The sequence below is a fragment of the Cupriavidus sp. 05N38 genome, from assembly GCF_056397345.1.
The window spans coordinates 54,195-72,015 of record NZ_JBFTNF010000013.1 but is presented as its reverse complement, the minus strand read 5'-3'; the positions used below and the strand labels follow the sequence as shown (position 1 = coordinate 72,015).

Below are 17,821 nucleotides of genomic sequence, written 5' to 3'. Positions count from 1 at the left end.
CCGACGATATTGTTAATGTCGCGTGGAATCATTGTTGTTTCCTTTAGGTAATAGGATGCCCAGCCGTAGCGATGGATTCGCACGGAGATGCATTTGAAATTGATGGAAGAGGTACTGCGGGAGCCGCGAATGCGGCAGAGGCTTAGAGCACGCGGCTAGGGGTGATGAGCACGTTCGCTTGGTCGCGCGTAATCATTCCGCAGAAGAACAGGCGCATCAAAGCCGCGTGTAACTTGCTGGGTTCGGTGTCAGAGTGCCTGAGTTTGAAAATGGATTTGCGCACAGCCGCCACAGTCCAAGGTTTGCCGTAGGGAGACAGCAAAGCCTTCTGGTTCAGGATATCTGCGATTTGCTGCTGGGACAGATTGCGGCTGATGCCTTCAATCAGRTTGAGTAGGATGGCTTGGTAGTAGGGCAGGCTGTGCTGCGTCCTAGGGTGATACTTGGGCGTGAGGTCCATGGGTGAGTCCTTTGTGATGTGCTTGCTGTGTCATGGTGTGTTCCGGTTGACATGCGGGCTGTGTTGACATAAGATTGTATCGGGGAAATCTTTACCTCGAATATATGCATATTGTATCACGTCCCTAGCAAAATTGCAATAGGTATGCAAGGGGTGCGAGCGAGAAAAAGGCTCACAATAATGACTTTATGAGCACTTTGTAATATTTGGTTACAATTTAGTTGGTGTGGCGCCCTTTACGGCTTCTTGCGAGACTGCAATACAAGTATGTCGTCCCCCGACCACCGCAAATGTCGCCCCATGTTGCGTATCGGCTGGATCGGTCCCGATTCATCTGAAGCCCACTTTCTGAGCGTCTGCTCTGCATACCCCAGCACCTCAGCGGCTTCCTTTGTCGTCAACAGCCTACCGGCTAGAAGCCGGGTCTTCTGTGTCGCTGGCGCTGGCGCTGGCTCTTCCTCTTCCTCTTCCTCTGGCGCTGTGGGCAACGATGTAAGCCAAGGTATGGCTGTGCCTGTCAGCATGCACAATTCCTGAGCGTTGCTGGCGAGCGTCTTAAGGACGCTGGCACGCTGTGGCTTTGATATCGGCACCTCCACGCGATCTGCACAAAGCAAGGTGACTGACTCAAGCACATTAGCGGCTGCGAATTCAATAGCGGTCGTGCCTGCCTTGCTTCGCACCATCGTGGCTGTAACGGCTAGCCTATTGTTCAGGTCGGCAGCGTCGCCGCCAAAGCGTCTGACTTGCTCTCTGTCGGCCTGTGCGCGGGGCAGGTGGTCAGTTGCGAAGTCTCGCAAGAATTCAATCTGAAACTGCTTCATGCTGCTGCATCCTGTGCAAACTTAATTCCTGCCTGTTCAAGCATCCACGCTTCAATCTTGGCATGGTGCATGCGCAAGAGGTCGATGGAGCGTTGCTTGTAGTGCTTCTCCGCTACTGCGCTGGGCTTGTGTCCCATGATCTGTGCCACTACGCCGACAGGGATCGTGTCCAGCCATTCGCTGAGCGTGGCAAACGAGCGGCGCAAACCGTGCAGTGTAATGTGTGGAAGACCTGCCGCCTGTAGGGCGAGGTTATGGGGGATAGTGGGGTTCACGAGTGGCCCACCCTTGCTGTACGGACTGGCAAACACGTAATCGTCTTTGGGGGGCAGTGCCTCCAGTAGCGTAGCTAGGTAGGGCGTGAGCGGGATCGTGCGCTCTCCGCTGGCGTCTTCCGTGTCGTATAGCCTCATGGTCTTCCACTGGAAATCCACGTCCGACCATTTCAATAACACCATCTCGTTACGGCGTGCACCTGTCAGGAGAAGCGCCTGAAGGAAGGCGCTCATGACGGGGCTAGCCTGTCGGACATGAGCGAACCACAAAGCCAATTGATCCTTCTGTAGCGAATCGTTCTTTCTGGCGCGTGCTGGTGGCACTACGTCTTTCACGTTGTCGGCTTGGCAGCAATCAGGCTGTATGGCGTTCCGGTACTGGGGCTGTTTAGCGCACCAGTTCACGAAGGCTCGGAACTTGCGGAATCCGTTCTGTGCTGCTGTGGATCGTGTGGCTGATTCTTGTCGCAGCCAGTCGGCTACAACGTCGGCTGTGATGTCATGTAGCGGCAGGCACAGGAGCGGTGCCAAGGGGCCGGGGCGTGACAACGCTTTCCTACTCTTGAGAACTTCCCCGCCTTCTTGGGCAGCCTCTGCGTGTGCCTTGCGGTGAATCTCTCCCCACTTGGGGTGAGGCGCTGCAAGGTAGGCGTTCCAGGCTTCCCGGGCGAGCAGCTTTAGGGCGGCTTTCTCGTCGGCTTCGGCCTTGGCTTGTTGCTTCGTTTCGGCGGCTACGATGCGCGGGTCTATGCCCTTGTCAACCATCACCTTGAGTTCATTGGCTCTGGCTCGTGCGTCTGGAATCTTCCATGCATCGGGCGAGCCGATAGTTACGCGAATGTCTTTGCCGTGCAGCTTGGCTTGGAATATGTATGCCTTGGCCCCGTTGCGAGTGGCACGCAGTGCAAGCCAGCGGCAGCCTTCGTCCCACAAGAAAGATTGAGTCTTGCCAGCCTCGCACTCATAGGCGGCGATGCGCGATGCCGTGAAGTTGATTCGTGCCATGTAAGCACCTGTGTAAGCAAAATTAGAGTATATAAAGCCACTTCGATCTACTCTAGGTCGATGTGATGCCTCTGCAAGCCATTGAATTTACACAGAATGCTACGTCAATCTACGTCAATCTACGTCGATACTACTTGCCGGTAAAGCAGGTGGCATTTTTCTTTTCGGCCGCTGGTTTGGGTGACTGGCCGCCGGCGCGGCACGGTTCAGCCCGTGCGCACCAACGCAAGGAACCGTTCCCTGGCCGGATCCTCCACCGCCCCCTTCCAGACGCAGAACACCTCCGACGGCACCGCGGCCTGCGCCAGCGGCAGGAATACCGCGCCCGCCATTGCCGAGCGCTGCAGCGCGGCCGGCACCAGGGCCACGCCCGTGCCTTGCGACACCAGCGACACCACTGACAGCCAGTGACGCACCTCGTGCCGGATCTGGGGATAAAAGCCCTGCGCCGCGCACATCTCGAAGATGCGGTTGTAGTAGTCAGGCGAGGCATTGCGCGAGAACAGCACGAACGGCTCGCCCCGCAGCGCGCCCAGTGCCACGCTGGCCTGCCCGGCCAGCGGATGGTCCGACGGCACGCAGCACAGGAACGGTTCGCTGTGGACCAGCGCCGTGGCCAGTTCGTCGGGCACGCGGCTGGTGTGGATAAAGCCGGCGTCGAGCCGGTCGTGCAGCAGGGCCTCGATCTGCTCCTGTGAGTTGAGTTCGGTCAGCGTCACCTGGATGCCGGGATAGCTGGCCTGGAACTCCCGCAGGCGCTGCGGCAGGCCGCGGTACAGCATCGAGCCGACGAAGCCGATGCGCAAGCGGCCGATGGCGCCGGCTTCGATCTCGCGCGCCTGCTGGCGGGCGTCCTCGGCCTGGGCCAGCAGCGCGCCGGCCGATTCGCGAAAGGCGCGGCCGGCCGCCGTCAGGCGCACGCCGCGGCTGTCGCGCTCGAACAGGCGCGCGCCGATCGAGGCCTCCAGCTGCTGGATATTGAGCGACAGCGGCGGCTGCGAGATCGACAGGCGGCGGGCGGCGCGGCCAAAGTGCAGTTCTTCGGCGAGCACGAGGAAGTAGCGCAGGTGACGGAATTCCATGGCGATATAAAAAATATATGGACCAAGCCAATTTTAGAATTAGACACGAATCGCTGCACTTTGAATAATGGAGACATGCAATCCGTCCCGCACCAGCGCGCCGCGGATCGCGGCGGGAAGCGCGAAGCCAGGGCGCTCCGCCCCGCAAGGCCATGAAGGGCCTTGAAAAGCACAAATACAAGCACCAAGAGACAGCAAGCACCAGACACCGCATCACCGCATCACCGCCCAGCCGCCCGCTGCCCACGCGGCCCGGCGCCGCCGGCGCGTGCCGGCAAACACAGGAGATACCTCATGCAGACCAGCGCTGCGCGCCACCCCGCCGCTTCCTCCGCTTCCTCCGCTTCCTCCGCCACGGACAACCCGCCGGCCGCCACCCCGGCCCACCCCGTGCCCGACCAGCAGGGCGTGAACCTGTTCACCAGCGACCCGGACCTGCGCGCGCTGCTGCCGCTGTACCTGCCGGCCGACCTGTTCGCCCACCTGCTGCCCCATCTGGAGCGCCTGGGCGGCATGGCCGGCGGCGTGCTGGATACGCTGGCCCACACCGCCGACCACAACAAGCCCACCCTCTCGCACCGCACCCGCACCGGGCTGGATGCGCAAACCATCGACAAGCACCCGGCCTACGTGGAGCTGGAGCGCGTGGCGTTCTCCGAGTTCGGCCTGGCGGCGGCCTCCCACCGCGGCGGCGTGCTCGGCTGGGACAAGCCGATGCCGGCCGCGGCCAAGTACGCGCTGACCTACCTGTTCGTGCAGGCCGAGTTCGGCCTGTGCTGCCCGCTGTCGATGACCGATTCGCTCACGCGCACGCTGCGCAAGTTCGGCGACCCGGCCGTGGTCGAGCGCTACCTGCCCAACCTGACCACCCAGGTCTTCGAGGACCTGTACCAGGGCGCCATGTTCATGACCGAGCAGGGCGCCGGCTCCGACGTGGCCGCCACCACTACGCGCGCCGTGCGCGACGCGCTCGCCGAGGGCGGCTGGCGCCTGTCGGGCGACAAGTGGTTCTGCTCCAATCCGGACGCCGCGCTGGCGATGGTGCTGGCACGCGTGGAAGACGAGAACGGCCAGGCAGCGCCCGGCATCAAGGGCGTGTCGCTGTTCTTGCTGCCGCGCACGCTGGCCGATGGCAGCACCAACCACTACCGCATCATCCGCCTGAAGGACAAGCTGGGCACGCGCTCCATGGCCAGCGGCGAGATCCGCCTGGAAGGCGCGCATGCCTACCTGGTGGGCGAGCTCGGCCGCGGCTTCGTGCAGATGGCCGACATGATCAACAACTCGCGCCTGTCCAACGGCGTGCGCGCCGCCGGCCTGATGCGCCGCGCGCTGTCCGAAGGCCAGTTCATCGCCCGCGAGCGCCGCGCCTTCGGCAAGCGCCTGGCCGACATGCCGCTGATGCGCCGCCAGCTGCTCAAGCTCGMGCTGCCCACCGAGCAGGCCCGCACCATGGTGTTCCAGACCGCCGAGGCCCTGCGCCGCGCCGACGCTGGCGAGGCCGATGCCTACCCGCTGATGCGCGTGCTCACGCCGCTGATCAAGTTCCGCGCCTGCCGCGACGCGCGCAAGGTCACCGGCGACGCCATGGAGATCCGCGGCGGTTGCGGCTATATCGAAGAATGGAGCGACCCGCGCCTGGTGCGCGACGCGCACCTCGGCTCGATCTGGGAAGGCACCAGCAATATCGTCGCGCTGGACGTACTGCGCGCGATCCGCCGCGAGGGCGCGCTGCCGGTGCTGCAGGCCCACCTGGAAGGGCTGCTGCGCGACACCCCGCTGCATCCCGCCGCGCGGGCCGCCTTCACCGCCGCGATCGCCCGCGCCACGGCGCTGGCCGCGCGTGCCGCCGATGCCGGCGCCGACGGCGACGTACTGGCGCGCCAGGCCGCCTCCGGCCTTTACCACGTGACCAGCGCGGTCGCGATGGCATGGGAGGCCGGCCGCATCGGCTCCGAGCGGCGCATGCGCCTGGCGCAGCTGGTGCTGGTGCACCGCGTGCTGCCGCAGGACCCGCTGGCCGGCGATGCCGAGCCGGACTGGCTGGCCGATACCGTGGCGCCGCCGGCCGATGGCGCCGTGCGAGCCGCCGGCGCGGTAGACCAGGTCAACCTGTTCTGACCGCGGGAGCGGACCGCACGAAGGCATTGTTGCTTTACCCCACTCCCGCTCTCCCGCTCGCGGGCGCGGGGCCGGGGGAGGGGGCAGGCAGTCGCATGCCGCCTTCGCCCGGCAAACGAACCGCAGTACCGACAAGCCCTCGCGGCACCGCCAGCCGGCGCCGCGCATTCCGCCAGGGCGCCGCTTGCCCGGTGGAAGATGATCGACATCAGGAGACCACCATGACCCTCTGGCAACGCCTTGCCGCTGTCGCCGCGTGCACCCTCTGCGTGGGCATCGCCCCCGCCCTGGCGCAGAAAGACTATCCCTCCAAGCCGATCATGATGATCGTGACCTACCCGCCCGGCGGTCCCACCGACGTGATGGCGCGCACGCTGGCGGCCGCGCTCAAGACCAGCCTCGGCCAGACCGTGGTGGTGGAGAACCGCGCCGGCGCCGGCGGCAATATCGGCGCCGAAGCGGTGGCGCGCGCCGAGCCGGACGGCTACACGCTGATGTTCGGCACCTCCGCCCCGCTGGCCATCAATGTCAGCCTCTATCGCAAGATCAACTACGACCCGGTCAAGAGCTTCGCGCCGGTGATCCAGATCGGGCAACTGCCCAATGTGCTGGTGGTGAGCCCCTCCGTGCCCGCCAAGACCGTCGGCGAGCTGATCGCCTACGGCAAGGCGCACCCGGGCCAGCTGACCTATGCGTCCTCCGGCAACGGCGCGTCCTCGCACCTGGCGGGCGTGCTGTTCAACAACCTGGCCGGCACCGATTTCCGCCATATCCCGTACAAGGGCACCGGTCCCGCGCTCAACGACCTGCTCGGCGGCCAGGTCAGCATGACCTTCACCGATGTGCTGACCGCGCTGCCCTTCATCAAGGGCGGCAAGGTGCGCGTGCTCGGCGTGACCACCAAGGGCCGCTCGCAGGCCTTGCCCGACGTGCCCACCGTGGCCGAGCAGGGCGTGCCCGGCTTCGACGTCTCGGTGTTCTTCGGCGTGGTGGCGCCGGCCGGCACGCCGCCCGCAGTCATCGCCAGGCTCAATCAGGCCTTCGCCGATGCGCTCAAGCAGCCCGAGGTGCGCAAGACCTTGCAGGCGCAAGGCCTGGAGTTCGCGCCGTCGACCACGCCCGAGCAGCTGGGCGGCTTCGTCAAGGCGGAGGTCACCAAGTGGCGCGCCGTGGTGCAGAAATCGGGCGCGCAGCTCGACTGACGCATGCGGCGCGCGGCGCGGCTTCTTGTGCCAGGCAAGCGCCCGGCCAGGCCGCGCATCCGCCCCGCGATGCTGCCGATGGCCGATCATCGCGCAGCATTACGGCGGCACCGCGTGCCACCCGGTCAAGGAAGGGCTAATCGGCGGTAGTATCGACCTCCACCGCGCGCTGCCTTCTGCAGCGCGGCCCGCTTCCCTTCCTCTCGTATTCGCAACGCCATGAACGATCTCGACACCGCCACGTACGTCAACGAATTCGCCGGCGAGCCGCCCGGCACGCTGTTTGGCCTGACCATGCCGATGGCGCGCGTGTTCGGCCTGCGCGGCGTACAGATCGACGCGCGCGAGGCGCGCGTGAGCATGGCCTACCATCCCGACCACACCAACAGCCGCGGCGAAGTCCACGGCGGCGCCATCGCCACGCTGCTCGACTGCGCGCTGTCCTGCGCCGCGCGCGGCCACGACCCGCGCAGCTTCGGCGTGGTCACCATCGACCTGACCGTGCACTTCACCGCGCCTGGCCGCGGCGAGCTGACCGGCATCGCCTGGTGCGAACGGCGCGGACGCGCCATGTGCTTCGCGCGCGGCGAGATCCGCGACGAGAAGGGCGAGCTGCTGGCGCTGGCCACCGGCACCTTCAAGCTGGTGGAGCGCGTGCCCGCCAGGTAACCGGATAGCCGAGCGCAGCCTCGCCGCGCCGGCGAGGCCAATCCCCAAGATCACTCCCGCAACGAACGGAGCCCCCTCATGAGCCAACTCCCTGCATCGCCCGGCGCACTCGCCGGCATCCGCGTGGTCGACCTCTCGCGCATCCTGGGCGGTCCGTTCTGCGGACAGATCCTCGGCGACCACGGTGCCGATGTCCTCAAGATCGAGCCGCCCCAGGGCGACGACACCCGCACCTGGGGCCCCCCGTTCAAGGACGGCGTGGCCTCGTACTACTTCGGCCTGAACCGCAACAAGCGCGTGATGCGGCTCGATCTCACCACCGAGGCCGACCGCGAAGTGCTGCTGGCCCTGCTGGCCGATGCCGACGTGCTGGTGGAGAACTTCAAGACCGGCACGCTGGAGAAATGGGGCCTGGGCTTCGATGCGCTCTCCGCGCGCTTCCCGCGCCTGGTGCATTGCCGCGTGTCCGGCTTCGGCGCCGACGGCCCGCTGGGCGGGCTGCCCGGCTACGACGCCGCCATCCAGGCCATGGCCGGCATCATGAGCATCAACGGCGAAGCCGGCGGCGATCCGCTGCGGGTGGGGTTGCCGGTGGTGGACATGGTCACCGGCCTCAACGCCACGCTCGGCGTGTTGCTGGCGCTGCAGGAGCGCGAGCGCAGCGGCCGCGGCCAGTTTGTCGAGGCGGCACTGTATGACTCGGGTTTGTCGCTGCTGCACCCGCATGCGGCCAACTGGTTCATGAACGGCAAGGAACCGGCACGCACCGGCAACGCGCACCCGAACATCTATCCGTACGACACCGTCGCCACGGCCACCGACCCGATCTTCCTGGCCGTGGGCAACGACCGCCAGTTCCGCATCCTGTGCGAGCACCTCGGCATCGCCGGATATGCCGACGATGAGCGCTTCGCCACCGCGGGCGCACGCTCGGTCAACCGCGCCGTGCTGAAGGTGGAGCTGGAAGCGCGCATGGGCAAGCTGGACGGCAAGATCCTGGCCGATACGCTGGTGGCCGCCGGCGTGCCGTGCGCGCCGGTGCTGTCGGTGGCGGATGCGCTGCAGCATCCGCACACCGCGCACCGCGAGATGGTGGTGGAGATGCCGGGTGGCTACAAGGGGCTGGGCGCCCCCGTGAAGCTTAGCCGTACGCCGGCGACGTATCGGTTTGCGCCGCTGGCCGAAGGGGATCGGTTTTTGCCGCTGGTGGCGGCGAATGATGGGGAATAAGGTTTTTTTGGAGTTGGGGATTTATTACCTTCAAGGTCAAAGGCCTTGAAGGGTTAAAGCCTTGACTTCAAAGTCGAAATATTAAAGTCAAAGCCTTTGACTTTGACTTTGATTTAAAGAATTTGAATTTGACTTTGAAATCAATAATTAAAATATATTAACTACGGCACCATCCCCGTCAAAACATAAGCCTGCAGCATTGTGATGACCCCCACGATCACCGCGAACAGCAGGCTGTGCTTGACCGTGAAGCGGAACAACTCCGACTCCTTGCCCACCAGCCCGGTCGCCGCGCAGGCCACCGCGATCGATTGCGGCGAGATCATCTTGCCGGTCACGCCGCCCGTGGTGTTGGCCGCCACCAGCAGCGTGTCGGACACGCCGATCTGGTGCGCGGTGGTGCTCTGCAAGGAGCAGAACAGCGCGTTGGACGAGGTATCCGAACCGGTCAGGAACACCCCCAGCCAGCCCAGGAAGGGCGAGAAGAACGGGAAGGCGCCGCCGGTGCCGGCCAGCAGCAACGCCAGCGTCGACGACATGCCCGAATAGTTGGCGACGAAGGCAAAGGCCAGCACCAGCCCGATCGACAGGATCGGGCGGCGCAATTCCGCCACGGTCTCGCCGAAGGTGACCAGCGCATCGCGCGGCTTCATGCGCAGCAGCACTGCCGAGATCAGCGCGGTCAGCAGGATGGCGGTGCCCACGGCGGAGAGCAGGTCGAGCTTCAGCACGGCCTCGTAGGCCTTGGGCTGCGCCACGATGGGCRCGGCCTTGATGACCAGCTGGTCCAGCGCGGGTACCTTGAACTTCAGCACCGTTGCGGCCAGTACGCCGTTGCCGGCGAACAGCGCCTTGAACGACGGCAGGCTCCACACCGTGACGATGGCCGTCAGGATGCCGAACGGCGCCCACGCGCGGATGGTCTGCGCCGTGCTGTAGGGCGATGCGCGGCGTTCGTCGCCGGCGCTCTTGCGCAAGCCCCCGCCCGCGGCCAGTCCGCCACCCATGCGGGCCAGCGCGGCAGTGCCGCCGCCTGCCGCCACGGCGCCGGCGGCGCGCTGGCTGGCGCTGCGCGGCTGCCATACCTTCAGGAACAGCGTCAGCGAGACCAGGCTCACCAGTGCCGAGGTGATGTCCGGCAGTTCGGGCCCGATGTGGTTGGAGGTGAAGTACTGCGTCACCGAGAAGCTGGCGCCGGTCACCAGGGCCGCCGGCCAGGTTTCCTTCACGCCGCGCTTGCCGTCCATGATGAAGACCAGCCAGAACGGCACGGCCAGCGACAGCAGCGGCAGCTGCCGGCCCGCCATGGCGCCGATGTGCATGGCGTCGATGCCGGTCACCTGGCCCGCTACGATGATGGGGATGCCCATGGCGCCGAAGGCCACCGGCGCGGTATTGGCGATCAGGCACAGGCCCGCCGCGTAGAGCGGGTTGAAGCCAAGCCCGACCAGCAGCGCGGCGGTGATCGCCACCGGCGCGCCGAAGCCCGCCGCGCCTTCCAGGAAGGCGCCGAAGGCAAAGCCGATCAGCAGCATCTGCAGGCGCTGGTCATCGGTGATGGCCAGCACGGAGGCGCGGATGATGTCGAACTGCCCGGTCTTCACCACGATCTTGTAGAGGAACACCGCGGTCACGATGATCCACGCGATCGGCCACAGTCCGTAGGCAAAGCCGAAGCCGGCCGAGGCCAGCGCCTGCGGCACCGGCATGCCGTAGGCGAACACGGCCACGCCCAGCGCCAGCGCCAGCGTGATGGCGGCGGCCATATGGCCCTTCATGCGCAGCACCGCGAGCGCGAGGAAAAAGAACAGGATGGGCAGCGCCGCCGCGAGCGCCGACAGCCACAAGCTGCCTAGCGGCGTATAGATCTGGGTCCAGGGTTGCATGGTCGGGTCTCCTCCGATGGATGCGTTTGAATGAACTGGGAAGGGGGCGCCTTCTTGCGTGCTTATGTGCTTGCGTTCTTGTGGTCTTGCGTGCCGGGGGAACTGCCTTGTCGCCCGTGGCTTGCTCCCCTTTTCCACGCAGCGGGAAAGGGGGGCTACCGCGCCCGCGATCGGCGGACGCGTATTACTCCGCCTGCCCCCGCTCGCGCAGCAGGTCGGACAGGCTGCGCGGCGCCGGCGTCAGCGGCGCGCGGTGCCTGGTCCAGCCGAGCTGGCGCGAGGGTGCGAAGGCGCGCAGGCGCGTCGCCGCCCAGCGGAACACGCGGTAGGTCAGCGGATGCGCGAAGGCGCCGCTCCAGAAACGCCACACCAGGTGTTCGCTGCGGCTGAACTTCGCGCCCTGGCCGCGCAGCGGATGCGCGACTTGCTCTTGCGGGTCGCGGTTGGCCTCGGTACGCAGGCGGATCAGCAACTGCGGGATCGGGATGCGCACCGGGCACACCTCGCCGCAGGCGCCGCACAGGCTCGACGCGGTGGCCAGGTCCGCGGTGGCCTCGAGCCCCAGCAAGTGCGGCGAGATGATCTTGCCGATCGGTCCCGGGTAAGTGGTGCCGTAGGCGTGGCCGCCGATGCGCGTGTACACCGGGCAGTGGTTCATGCACGCGCCGCAGCGGATGCATTGCAGCGTGGCGCGCAGCTGCTCGTCGGCATAGGCCTGGCTGCGGCCGTTGTCGAGCAGCACCAGGTGCACCTCGCGCGGGCCGTCGCGCTCGCCGCGGCTTTCGTTGCGCGGGCCCGAGATCAGGTTGAAGTAGGTGGTGATGGCCTGGCCGGTGGCCGAGCGCGTCAGCAGGCTGGCCAGCGGCACGATGTGCTCGAGCCTGGCCACCACCTTTTCCATGCCCATGATGGCGATATGCACGTCCGGCACGGTGGTGGAAAGGCGGCCGTTGCCCTCGTTTTCCACCAGCCACAGCGTGCCGGTGTCGGCCGCGGCGAAGTTCACGCCGGACAGGCCGATGTCGGCATTGACGAATTCCTGGCGTAGCGCGCGCCGTCCGGTCTGGATCAGTTCGTCGACGTCTTCGGTATAGGGCGTGCCGGGAATATGCTGCTCGAACAGCGCGGCGATGTCGCCGCGCGTCTTGTGGATGGCCGGCATCACGATATGCGACGGCTTTTCGCCGGCCAGCTGCACGATGTACTCGCCCATGTCGGACTCGATGCAGTCGATGCCGCGCTCGGCCAGGTAATGGTTCAGCTCCATTTCCTCGCTGGCCATCGACTTGCCCTTGATCACGCGGCGCGCGCGGTGTGCCTGCGCGATGCCGTGGACGATGGCGTTGGCCTGCTCCGCGGTCTCGGCCCAGTGCACCTGCACGCCGGCCGCGGTGAGCTTGTCTTCGAGCTGCACCAGCAGGTCCGGCAGGCGCGCCAGCGCGTGCTGGCGGATCGCCTCGCCGAGGTCGCGCAGGCGCTCGAGTTCGTCGCCGTCGGGGAACTGCACGGCGCGCTTGGACTGCAGGAAGTCCATGGCGCCGCGGAAGCTGCTGCGCAGCTTGGGGTCGTCCAGCGCGGCGCGCGTGCGCGCCTTGAAGTCGGCCGCCGGCACGAAATGCAGGGGGCTGGCGGCGTTGCGCGGGGTGGGCGAGGTGGGCGTGGCAGGCGTGCTCATTGCGTGGCTCCGTTGGCAGCGCCGCGCGTCACGATGATCACCCACAGCTCGCGCGGGCCGTGCGCGCCGTAGGCCAGCGTTTGCTGGATGTCCGAGGTCTTGGACGGGCCGGACACCAGCACCAGGTTGGTCGGCATGCCGTCGCGCCAGCGCTCGGCGCGCGCGGCGGCGTGCAGGTCCGCGTGCAGCGTATCGGCGTACACCAGCGCCACATGCAGCGGCGGCACCAGCGAGACCGTGCGCGGCGTGTGCGCGTCCGGCGCCAGGATCAGCGTGCCGGTGGCGGCGATGCCGGAGCGCGCCACGGTAAAGCCCGCGTCCACGGTATCGAACAATTCCGCCTTCCAGGCTTCGATGGGGCGGTCGTAGGCCAGCGTGGACACGCTGCCGGGCAGCGCGCGCGCCAGCGCCGCGCCTTGCGCGCCGGCGGGATCCAGCAGCAGCCGGCGCACGCCGGCGGCGGCGAGCTTGTCGGCGAGCTGCGCGGGCCAGTCTTCGCTACCGGCGCACCAGACCTGCGCGTGGGAGGCGGTCAGCGCCGCCTGCATGGCCTGCACGTGGTCCCGGGCGGTGGCCTGCGCCGCCGCGCGGCGGTCGTCGAAGTGCGCATCGATGCGCGCGTCCAGCGTGGCGACGTCGTCGGCAGGGGCAGCCGGCGCGGCTGCCCGCAGGCGGCCCAGCATGCGCTCGCGTGAAGTCAGCGCGCTCATGCTTGTCCCCCGTTGCCGTCGGCCTTGCCGCCGGTGCGCCGCCACAAGAAACTGGCCAGGTGCTCTACCGGCAGCGGCGCGCCCTGGTGGCGCGCCGCGTGGCCGATATTGAGCAGGCAGCCGCAGTCGGCGGAAACCAGGCGGTCGCAACCGGTGGCGCAGGCCGAGGCGATCTTGTCCTGCACCATGGCGCCGGAGATATCGGGATGCTTGAGCGAGAAAGTGCCACCGAAGCCGCAGCACTCGGATTCGCGCACATGCTCGACGCGCGTGACGCCGGGCAGGGCGTCGACCAGGGCCACGCCATGCTGGCGCGTACCCATTTCTCGACGTGCCGCGCATGAGGTATGCAGCACCACGGTTTCCTCCGCTTGCGCGGGCGCGGCGGTGTCGAAGCTGACCTTGAGCACGTGCAGCAGGAACTCGCTCAGCTCGTAGACGCGCTCGGCCAGCTCGCGCGCCTTGGGCCCGGCCACCGGGTCGTCGGCGAACAGCTGGGGCCAGTGGTGGCGCATCATGCCCGCGCACGAGCCCGACGGCACGACCACCGGCCAGGGCTGGGCGAACAGGTCGAGCTGCGCCAGCGCCACCTTGCGCGCCTGCTCCGGGTTGCCGCTGCTGTAGGCCGGCTGGCCGCAGCAGCTCTGGCCGCGCGGGAAGTGCACGGTCAGGCCTTCGCGCTCGAGCAGCCGCACCGCGTCCAGGCCGGCTTGCGGCACGAACAGGTCGACCAGGCAGGTGGCGAACAGGTAGGCCTGCGCCGGGGCAGGGGGGTAGCGCCTTGGATTCATGTCTCGCTCCGTGGGGACGGATACCTGGCTGTCAGGTCCGCCGGTGTTTGGCGCATAATTCCGCGAGACGCTCGGCAGTTCAAATTGGTTGGACCAGCCAGGCGGGGATGGCGACGGAGCGGGCAATGGCTGGGGGCATGCAGACACGCGGGCGCGTGGAACAGGTGATGCGCAAACTGGAAACGGCGCTGCTCGACGGCACCTGGCCGGCCGGCACGAGGCTGCCGGCCGAACGGGCGCTGGCGGAGCAATATGGCGTGGCCCGCAATACCATCCGCGAGGCGATCCAGCGGCTGGCCGCGCGCGGGCTGCTGCAGAGCCGGCAGGGCGCAGGCGTGTTCGTCACCGAGCAGCTGCGCGCGGGCATTGCCTCGCCGTGGCGCCAGCTGGTGGCGGACCACCCGGTGCTGCGCGACGATATCCTGGAGTTCCGCCGCGTGCTGGAAGGGGCCACCGCGTATTTCGCCGCGATGCGCGCCGACAGCGGTGACCTCAAGCGCATCCGCGGCCTGCTGCGCGCGCTCGAAACCTCGCGCGAGCAGGACGACAAGACCGCCGAGGCCGAAGCCGACGCCAAGCTGCACGAGGCCATTGCCCAGGCCTCGCACAACACCATGTTCCTGCACCTGCACACCAGCGTGATCGGCATGCTGCGCGAGCACATCACCATCAACGGCACCGGCCTGCGCGTCCAGGCCGAGGACGCCTCGGCGCTACTGCTGCTGCAGCACCGCACGCTGTGCGAGGCCATCCTCGCGCGGCGCCCCGAAGAGGCGCGCACGGCCATGCAGACACATATCGATTTCGTGCGCAGCCGGGTGGAGCAGGAGGGCGGGATGGACGAACAGGAGGGGAACTAAGTGAGGGGCGCCGGGCGCCAGGCACCCGGATTGGTCCTACCTCCCCCGCCTCAGATCAGCCCCTTGGCCGCCAGCTCCCGCTTGAGATAGGCATAGAAGATCGGCCCGGCGACCACGCCGGCGATACCGTAGACCGATTCCATCAGCAGCATCACGGTCAGCAGTTCCCATGCGGCGGCGTTGATGCGCGCGCCGATGATGCGCGCATTGAGGAAGTACTCGAGCTTGTGGATCACCACCAGGTAGACCAGCGAGGCGATCGCGATCGGCAGCGAGATCGACAGCGACGCCACCACGATGCCCGCGTTCGAGATCAGGTTGCCCAGCACCGGCAGCAGCCCCACCAGGAAGGTCAGCGCCACCAGCGTCTTGGTCAGCGGCAGGTGCACGCCACACAGCGGCAGCACCACCAGCAGGTAGACCGCGGTGAGCACGGTGTTGATCAGCGAGATCTGTATCTGGGCAAAGATGAACTGCGCGAAGGCCCGCTGCAGGTTGCGCGCGCGCTCCACCAGCGCGGTGGCCAGTGGCCGGCGGTTTGGCTTGGCGATGGCGCGGTACAGCGCCACCATGGCGCCGATCACCAGGCCGATCAGGATATGCGCCAGCGTGCGCAGCACCTCCGCGCCGAACTTCTGCGCCATCTGTGCATGCTCGCGCAGCCAGGCAATCAGCGTGTTGGCCAGTTCATCCACGCCGCGCGGCAGGGCATCGTTGACCCAGCCCGGCAGCTGCGCACGCGATTGGTCGATGATGTCGGCGGCGCGGATCAGCAAGGTATCGAGCCGGTTGGCGTCGCCGCCGACGAAGCGTATCAGCGCCCATCCGCCGAGCGTCAGTCCAAGCAGCGTGACGGCGGACAGGATCGCCACCGCCAGCGCGTCGTGCTTCTGGTGCAGGCCTACCAGCCTGGGGGCCAGCACGTCCACCAGCGAATACAGCAACAGCCCGGCGAGCAGCGCCGCGACCAGGTTGGCCTGCATCACCATCCAGAGCGCCAGGGCGCTCAGGACATAGGCGACCGTGCCAACGTTCAGCCACGCTGCTTCAGGCAGGCGGGGCAGGCGTGGCGGATCGGGTTGGTTCATCGAGTCTCCTGCATGGACGGCCGGGCCGCGCGATCCGGGCGGCCGGCCATCTGTGGATGGTACGGCGCTCGATTGTCGGTCCGGCGGGCGGCCAAGGCAAGCGCGCTCGCGCGCGGGAGGCAAACTGGTCCGCTTCCGATGCGGATCGGCAGGGCCGGCGGGCGAGAGCCGGTCGCAGGCCGGGTTCCGGCGCGACAGTTGGCGGCGTGTTCGTCGACGTGGCTGGCGGCAGGGTGCCGGAGGTGGCGCTCATGACGAAGATTTGGGTACGCCAGGCAATCCTGCGTCAATCTTGGGTCAATCCTGGGCCAATCTTGGGCGTTGCGAGGTCCATTCCATCGGCGCCCGTCGCAATGTGCAGTTCCCGGGGCTCGACCCCAAGCTTGCCGCGACAGGCGTATATATTGTGCTCATGGGACTTGATATCGTGGGCTATGCGCATTGCCAGCGGCGCGTGCGGTTCCAGCTGGCGCATGGCGACCTGGCCGGCAGCGCCCCTGCCACGCCGGCAACCGACTGAGACCCGATCATGGCCTACACCCACACCGTCGCTTCGCGCCGCTACCTGTTCGGCGATCTCAAGACCTTGCTTGCCAAGGCCAGTCCGGCGCGCTCGGGCGACTACCTGGCCGGCCTGGCCGCCGCCAGCGAGGAAGAACGCATGGCCGCGCGCATGGCGCTGGCCGAGTTGCCGCTGACGCGGTTCCTGCAGGAAGCCCTGGTCCCCTACGAGGAGGACGAAGTCACGCGCCTGATCGTCGACCGCCATGACCGCGCCGCCTTCCGCGAGATCGCCGGGCTGACCGTGGGCGACCTGCGCAACTGGCTGCTGCTGCACCAGACCGATGCCGCCACCCTCGCGCGCGTGGCGCCGGGCATCACGCCCGAGATGGCCGCGGCGGTGAGCAAGCTCATGCGCAACCAGGACCTGGTGGCGGTGGCGCGCAAGTGTCGCGTGGTCACGCGCTTTCGCAACACCATCGGCCTGCCCGGCCGGCTCTCCGTGCGGCTGCAGCCCAACCATCCCACCGACGACCCCAAGGGCATCGCCGCCTCGATGATCGACGGCCTGCTGTACGGCTGCGGCGACGCCACCATCGGCATCAACCCGGCCACCGACAACCTCGGCGCCATCGTCACCCTGCTGCGCCTGGTCGACGACCTGCGCTGCCGCTATGACGTGCCCACGCAATCGTGCGTGCTGACCCACGTCACCAACACCGTGCGCGCCATCGAGCAGGGCGCGCCGGTGGACCTGGTGTTCCAGTCGGTGGCGGGCAGCGAGCGCGCCAATGCCGGCTTCGGCGTCAGCCTGGCGTTGCTGGCCGAAGCGCACGACGCCGCGCAAAGCCTGGCGCGCGGCACCGTGGGCAACAACGTGATGTACTTCGAGACCGGCCAGGGCAGCGCGCTCTCCGCCAACGCGCACCACGGCGTGGACCAGCAGACCATGGAAGCGCGCGCCTACGCGGTGGCGCGCGCGTTCTCGCCGCTGCTGGTCAATACCGTGGTGGGCTTTATCGGCCCCGAGTATCTCTACGATGGCAAGCAGATCATCCGCGCCGGGCTGGAGGACCACTTCTGCGGCAAGCTGCTCGGCGTGCCGATGGGGTGCGATGTCTGCTACACCAACCACGCCGAGGCCGACCAGGACGACATGGACACGTTGCTGACGCTGTTCGGCGTGGCCGGCATCAACTTCATCATGGGCGTGCCCGGCGCCGACGACATCATGCTGAACTACCAGAGCACCTCCTTCCACGACGCGCTCTACCTGCGCGACACGCTGGGCCTGCGGCCCGCGCCCGAGTTCGAGGACTGGCTGCAGCGCATGGGCATCCTCGGCGAGGACGGCCGCCTGCTGGAGCTGGCCGAGCGCCAGCCGCTGCTGCAGCTCGCGCACGCCCTGTGAGCGCGGTCCCTCAAGCCCCTCACAAGCCAGC

Annotated in this window: 15 protein-coding genes; 6 read left to right on the top strand and 9 right to left on the bottom strand. The window is 67.2% G+C overall.

Translation table 11 applies throughout. The annotated features are described in order from the left end of the window. Window positions 1–142 precede the first annotated feature (142 nt). From AC1DK4_RS12730 to AC1DK4_RS12715, 4 genes are all read right to left on the bottom strand, one after another. Window positions 143–460, bottom strand: coding sequence for a hypothetical protein (locus tag AC1DK4_RS12730; RefSeq protein ID WP_477115647.1), 318 nt, complete (start codon window positions 458–460; stop codon window positions 143–145). Between the two features lie 236 nt (window positions 461–696). After that, window positions 697–1,284 carry a helix-turn-helix domain-containing protein gene (locus AC1DK4_RS12725; protein ID WP_477115648.1) on the bottom strand — a complete coding sequence of 196 codons (588 nt, stop codon included), beginning with the start codon at window positions 1,282–1,284 and terminating at the stop codon, window positions 697–699. Beyond that, window positions 1,281–2,564, bottom strand: a complete 1,284-nt coding sequence (locus AC1DK4_RS12720; RefSeq protein ID WP_477115649.1) for a tyrosine-type recombinase/integrase — start codon at window positions 2,562–2,564, stop codon at window positions 1,281–1,283. Before AC1DK4_RS12720 ends, AC1DK4_RS12725 begins: the two co-directional genes overlap by 4 nt. A 206-nt stretch (window positions 2,565–2,770) precedes the next feature. Continuing rightward, a complete protein-coding gene (locus AC1DK4_RS12715) occupies window positions 2,771–3,646 on the bottom strand; it encodes a LysR family transcriptional regulator (protein WP_441617200.1) in 876 nt (291 codons plus the stop codon). A 294-nt stretch (window positions 3,647–3,940) separates the two neighbouring features. Between AC1DK4_RS12715 and AC1DK4_RS12710 the strand changes: the two genes are divergently transcribed. From AC1DK4_RS12710 to AC1DK4_RS12695, 4 genes are all read left to right on the top strand, one after another. After that, window positions 3,941–5,767 (top strand): acyl-CoA dehydrogenase family protein, encoded by a 1,827-nt coding sequence (locus AC1DK4_RS12710; RefSeq protein ID WP_477131564.1) that lies wholly within the window; start codon window positions 3,941–3,943, stop codon window positions 5,765–5,767. Between the two features lie 221 nt (window positions 5,768–5,988). Then, the gene (locus AC1DK4_RS12705; RefSeq protein ID WP_441617204.1) at window positions 5,989–6,969 is read left to right on the top strand and encodes a Bug family tripartite tricarboxylate transporter substrate binding protein; all 981 of its coding nucleotides are present in this window, start codon (window positions 5,989–5,991) and stop codon (window positions 6,967–6,969) included. Between the two features lie 219 nt (window positions 6,970–7,188). Continuing rightward, window positions 7,189–7,638 (top strand): PaaI family thioesterase, encoded by a 450-nt coding sequence (locus AC1DK4_RS12700; RefSeq protein ID WP_441617206.1) that lies wholly within the window; start codon window positions 7,189–7,191, stop codon window positions 7,636–7,638. A 78-nt stretch (window positions 7,639–7,716) separates the two neighbouring features. Then, a complete protein-coding gene (locus AC1DK4_RS12695) occupies window positions 7,717–8,868 on the top strand; it encodes a CaiB/BaiF CoA transferase family protein (protein WP_441617208.1) in 1,152 nt (383 codons plus the stop codon). Window positions 8,869–9,029: 161 nt separating this feature from the next. On the opposite strand, the gene AC1DK4_RS12690 is transcribed toward AC1DK4_RS12695, so the two are convergent. The 4 genes from AC1DK4_RS12690 to AC1DK4_RS12675 form a co-directional block, all read right to left on the bottom strand. Further along, window positions 9,030–10,754, bottom strand: a complete 1,725-nt coding sequence (locus AC1DK4_RS12690) for a lactate permease LctP family transporter (RefSeq protein ID WP_477131563.1) — start codon at window positions 10,752–10,754, stop codon at window positions 9,030–9,032. 184 nt (window positions 10,755–10,938) lie between these two features. Next, a complete protein-coding gene (locus AC1DK4_RS12685; protein WP_441650310.1) occupies window positions 10,939–12,429 on the bottom strand; it encodes a LutB/LldF family L-lactate oxidation iron-sulfur protein in 1,491 nt (496 codons plus the stop codon). Further along, a complete protein-coding gene (locus AC1DK4_RS12680; RefSeq protein ID WP_441617214.1) occupies window positions 12,426–13,139 on the bottom strand; it encodes a LutC/YkgG family protein in 714 nt (237 codons plus the stop codon). The genes AC1DK4_RS12685 and AC1DK4_RS12680 overlap by 4 nt, the downstream gene beginning before the upstream one ends. Continuing rightward, the gene (locus AC1DK4_RS12675) at window positions 13,136–13,930 is read right to left on the bottom strand and encodes a (Fe-S)-binding protein (protein WP_441650309.1); all 795 of its coding nucleotides are present in this window, start codon (window positions 13,928–13,930) and stop codon (window positions 13,136–13,138) included. The genes AC1DK4_RS12680 and AC1DK4_RS12675 overlap by 4 nt, the downstream gene beginning before the upstream one ends. A 167-nt stretch (window positions 13,931–14,097) precedes the next feature. On the opposite strand from AC1DK4_RS12675, the gene AC1DK4_RS12670 reads away from it, so the two are divergent. Beyond that, on the top strand, window positions 14,098–14,790 hold the full coding sequence (locus AC1DK4_RS12670) for a FadR/GntR family transcriptional regulator (protein WP_441650308.1): 693 nt from the start codon (window positions 14,098–14,100) through the stop codon (window positions 14,788–14,790). Between the two features lie 50 nt (window positions 14,791–14,840). Here AC1DK4_RS12670 and AC1DK4_RS12665 read toward each other — a convergent pair whose 3' ends face one another. Then, complete coding sequence (locus tag AC1DK4_RS12665; protein WP_441650307.1) at window positions 14,841–15,878, bottom strand: AI-2E family transporter; 1,038 nt, start codon at window positions 15,876–15,878, stop codon at window positions 14,841–14,843. A gap of 529 nt (window positions 15,879–16,407) precedes the next feature. Here AC1DK4_RS12665 and AC1DK4_RS12660 point away from each other — a divergent pair. Next, window positions 16,408–17,790: an ethanolamine ammonia-lyase subunit EutB gene (locus AC1DK4_RS12660; RefSeq protein WP_441650306.1), complete on the top strand. Its 1,383-nt coding sequence runs from the start codon at window positions 16,408–16,410 to the stop codon at window positions 17,788–17,790. Window positions 17,791–17,821 lie beyond the last annotated feature (31 nt).

What these genes read in the sequence shown, in the direction of transcription:
- AC1DK4_RS12675 (WP_441650309.1), bottom strand. Translation starts at nt 13,930, where the DNA reads ATGAATCCAAGGCGCTACCCCCCTGCCCCGGCGCAGGCCTACCTGTTC.
- AC1DK4_RS12680 (WP_441617214.1), bottom strand. Translation starts at nt 13,139, where the DNA reads ATGAGCGCGCTGACTTCACGCGAGCGCATGCTGGGCCGCCTGCGGGCA.
- AC1DK4_RS12725 (WP_477115648.1), bottom strand. Translation starts at nt 1,284, where the DNA reads ATGAAGCAGTTTCAGATTGAATTCTTGCGAGACTTCGCAACTGACCAC.
- AC1DK4_RS12695 (WP_441617208.1), top strand. Translation starts at nt 7,717, where the DNA reads ATGAGCCAACTCCCTGCATCGCCCGGCGCACTCGCCGGCATCCGCGTG.
- AC1DK4_RS12685 (WP_441650310.1), bottom strand. Translation starts at nt 12,429, where the DNA reads ATGAGCACGCCTGCCACGCCCACCTCGCCCACCCCGCGCAACGCCGCC.
- AC1DK4_RS12670 (WP_441650308.1), top strand. Translation starts at nt 14,098, where the DNA reads ATGCGCAAACTGGAAACGGCGCTGCTCGACGGCACCTGGCCGGCCGGC.
- AC1DK4_RS12660 (WP_441650306.1), top strand. Translation starts at nt 16,408, where the DNA reads ATGGCCTACACCCACACCGTCGCTTCGCGCCGCTACCTGTTCGGCGAT.
- AC1DK4_RS12665 (WP_441650307.1), bottom strand. Translation starts at nt 15,878, where the DNA reads ATGAACCAACCCGATCCGCCACGCCTGCCCCGCCTGCCTGAAGCAGCG.
- AC1DK4_RS12720 (WP_477115649.1), bottom strand. Translation starts at nt 2,564, where the DNA reads ATGGCACGAATCAACTTCACGGCATCGCGCATCGCCGCCTATGAGTGC.
- AC1DK4_RS12700 (WP_441617206.1), top strand. Translation starts at nt 7,189, where the DNA reads ATGAACGATCTCGACACCGCCACGTACGTCAACGAATTCGCCGGCGAG.
- AC1DK4_RS12715 (WP_441617200.1), bottom strand. Translation starts at nt 3,646, where the DNA reads ATGGAATTCCGTCACCTGCGCTACTTCCTCGTGCTCGCCGAAGAACTG.
- AC1DK4_RS12705 (WP_441617204.1), top strand. Translation starts at nt 5,989, where the DNA reads ATGACCCTCTGGCAACGCCTTGCCGCTGTCGCCGCGTGCACCCTCTGC.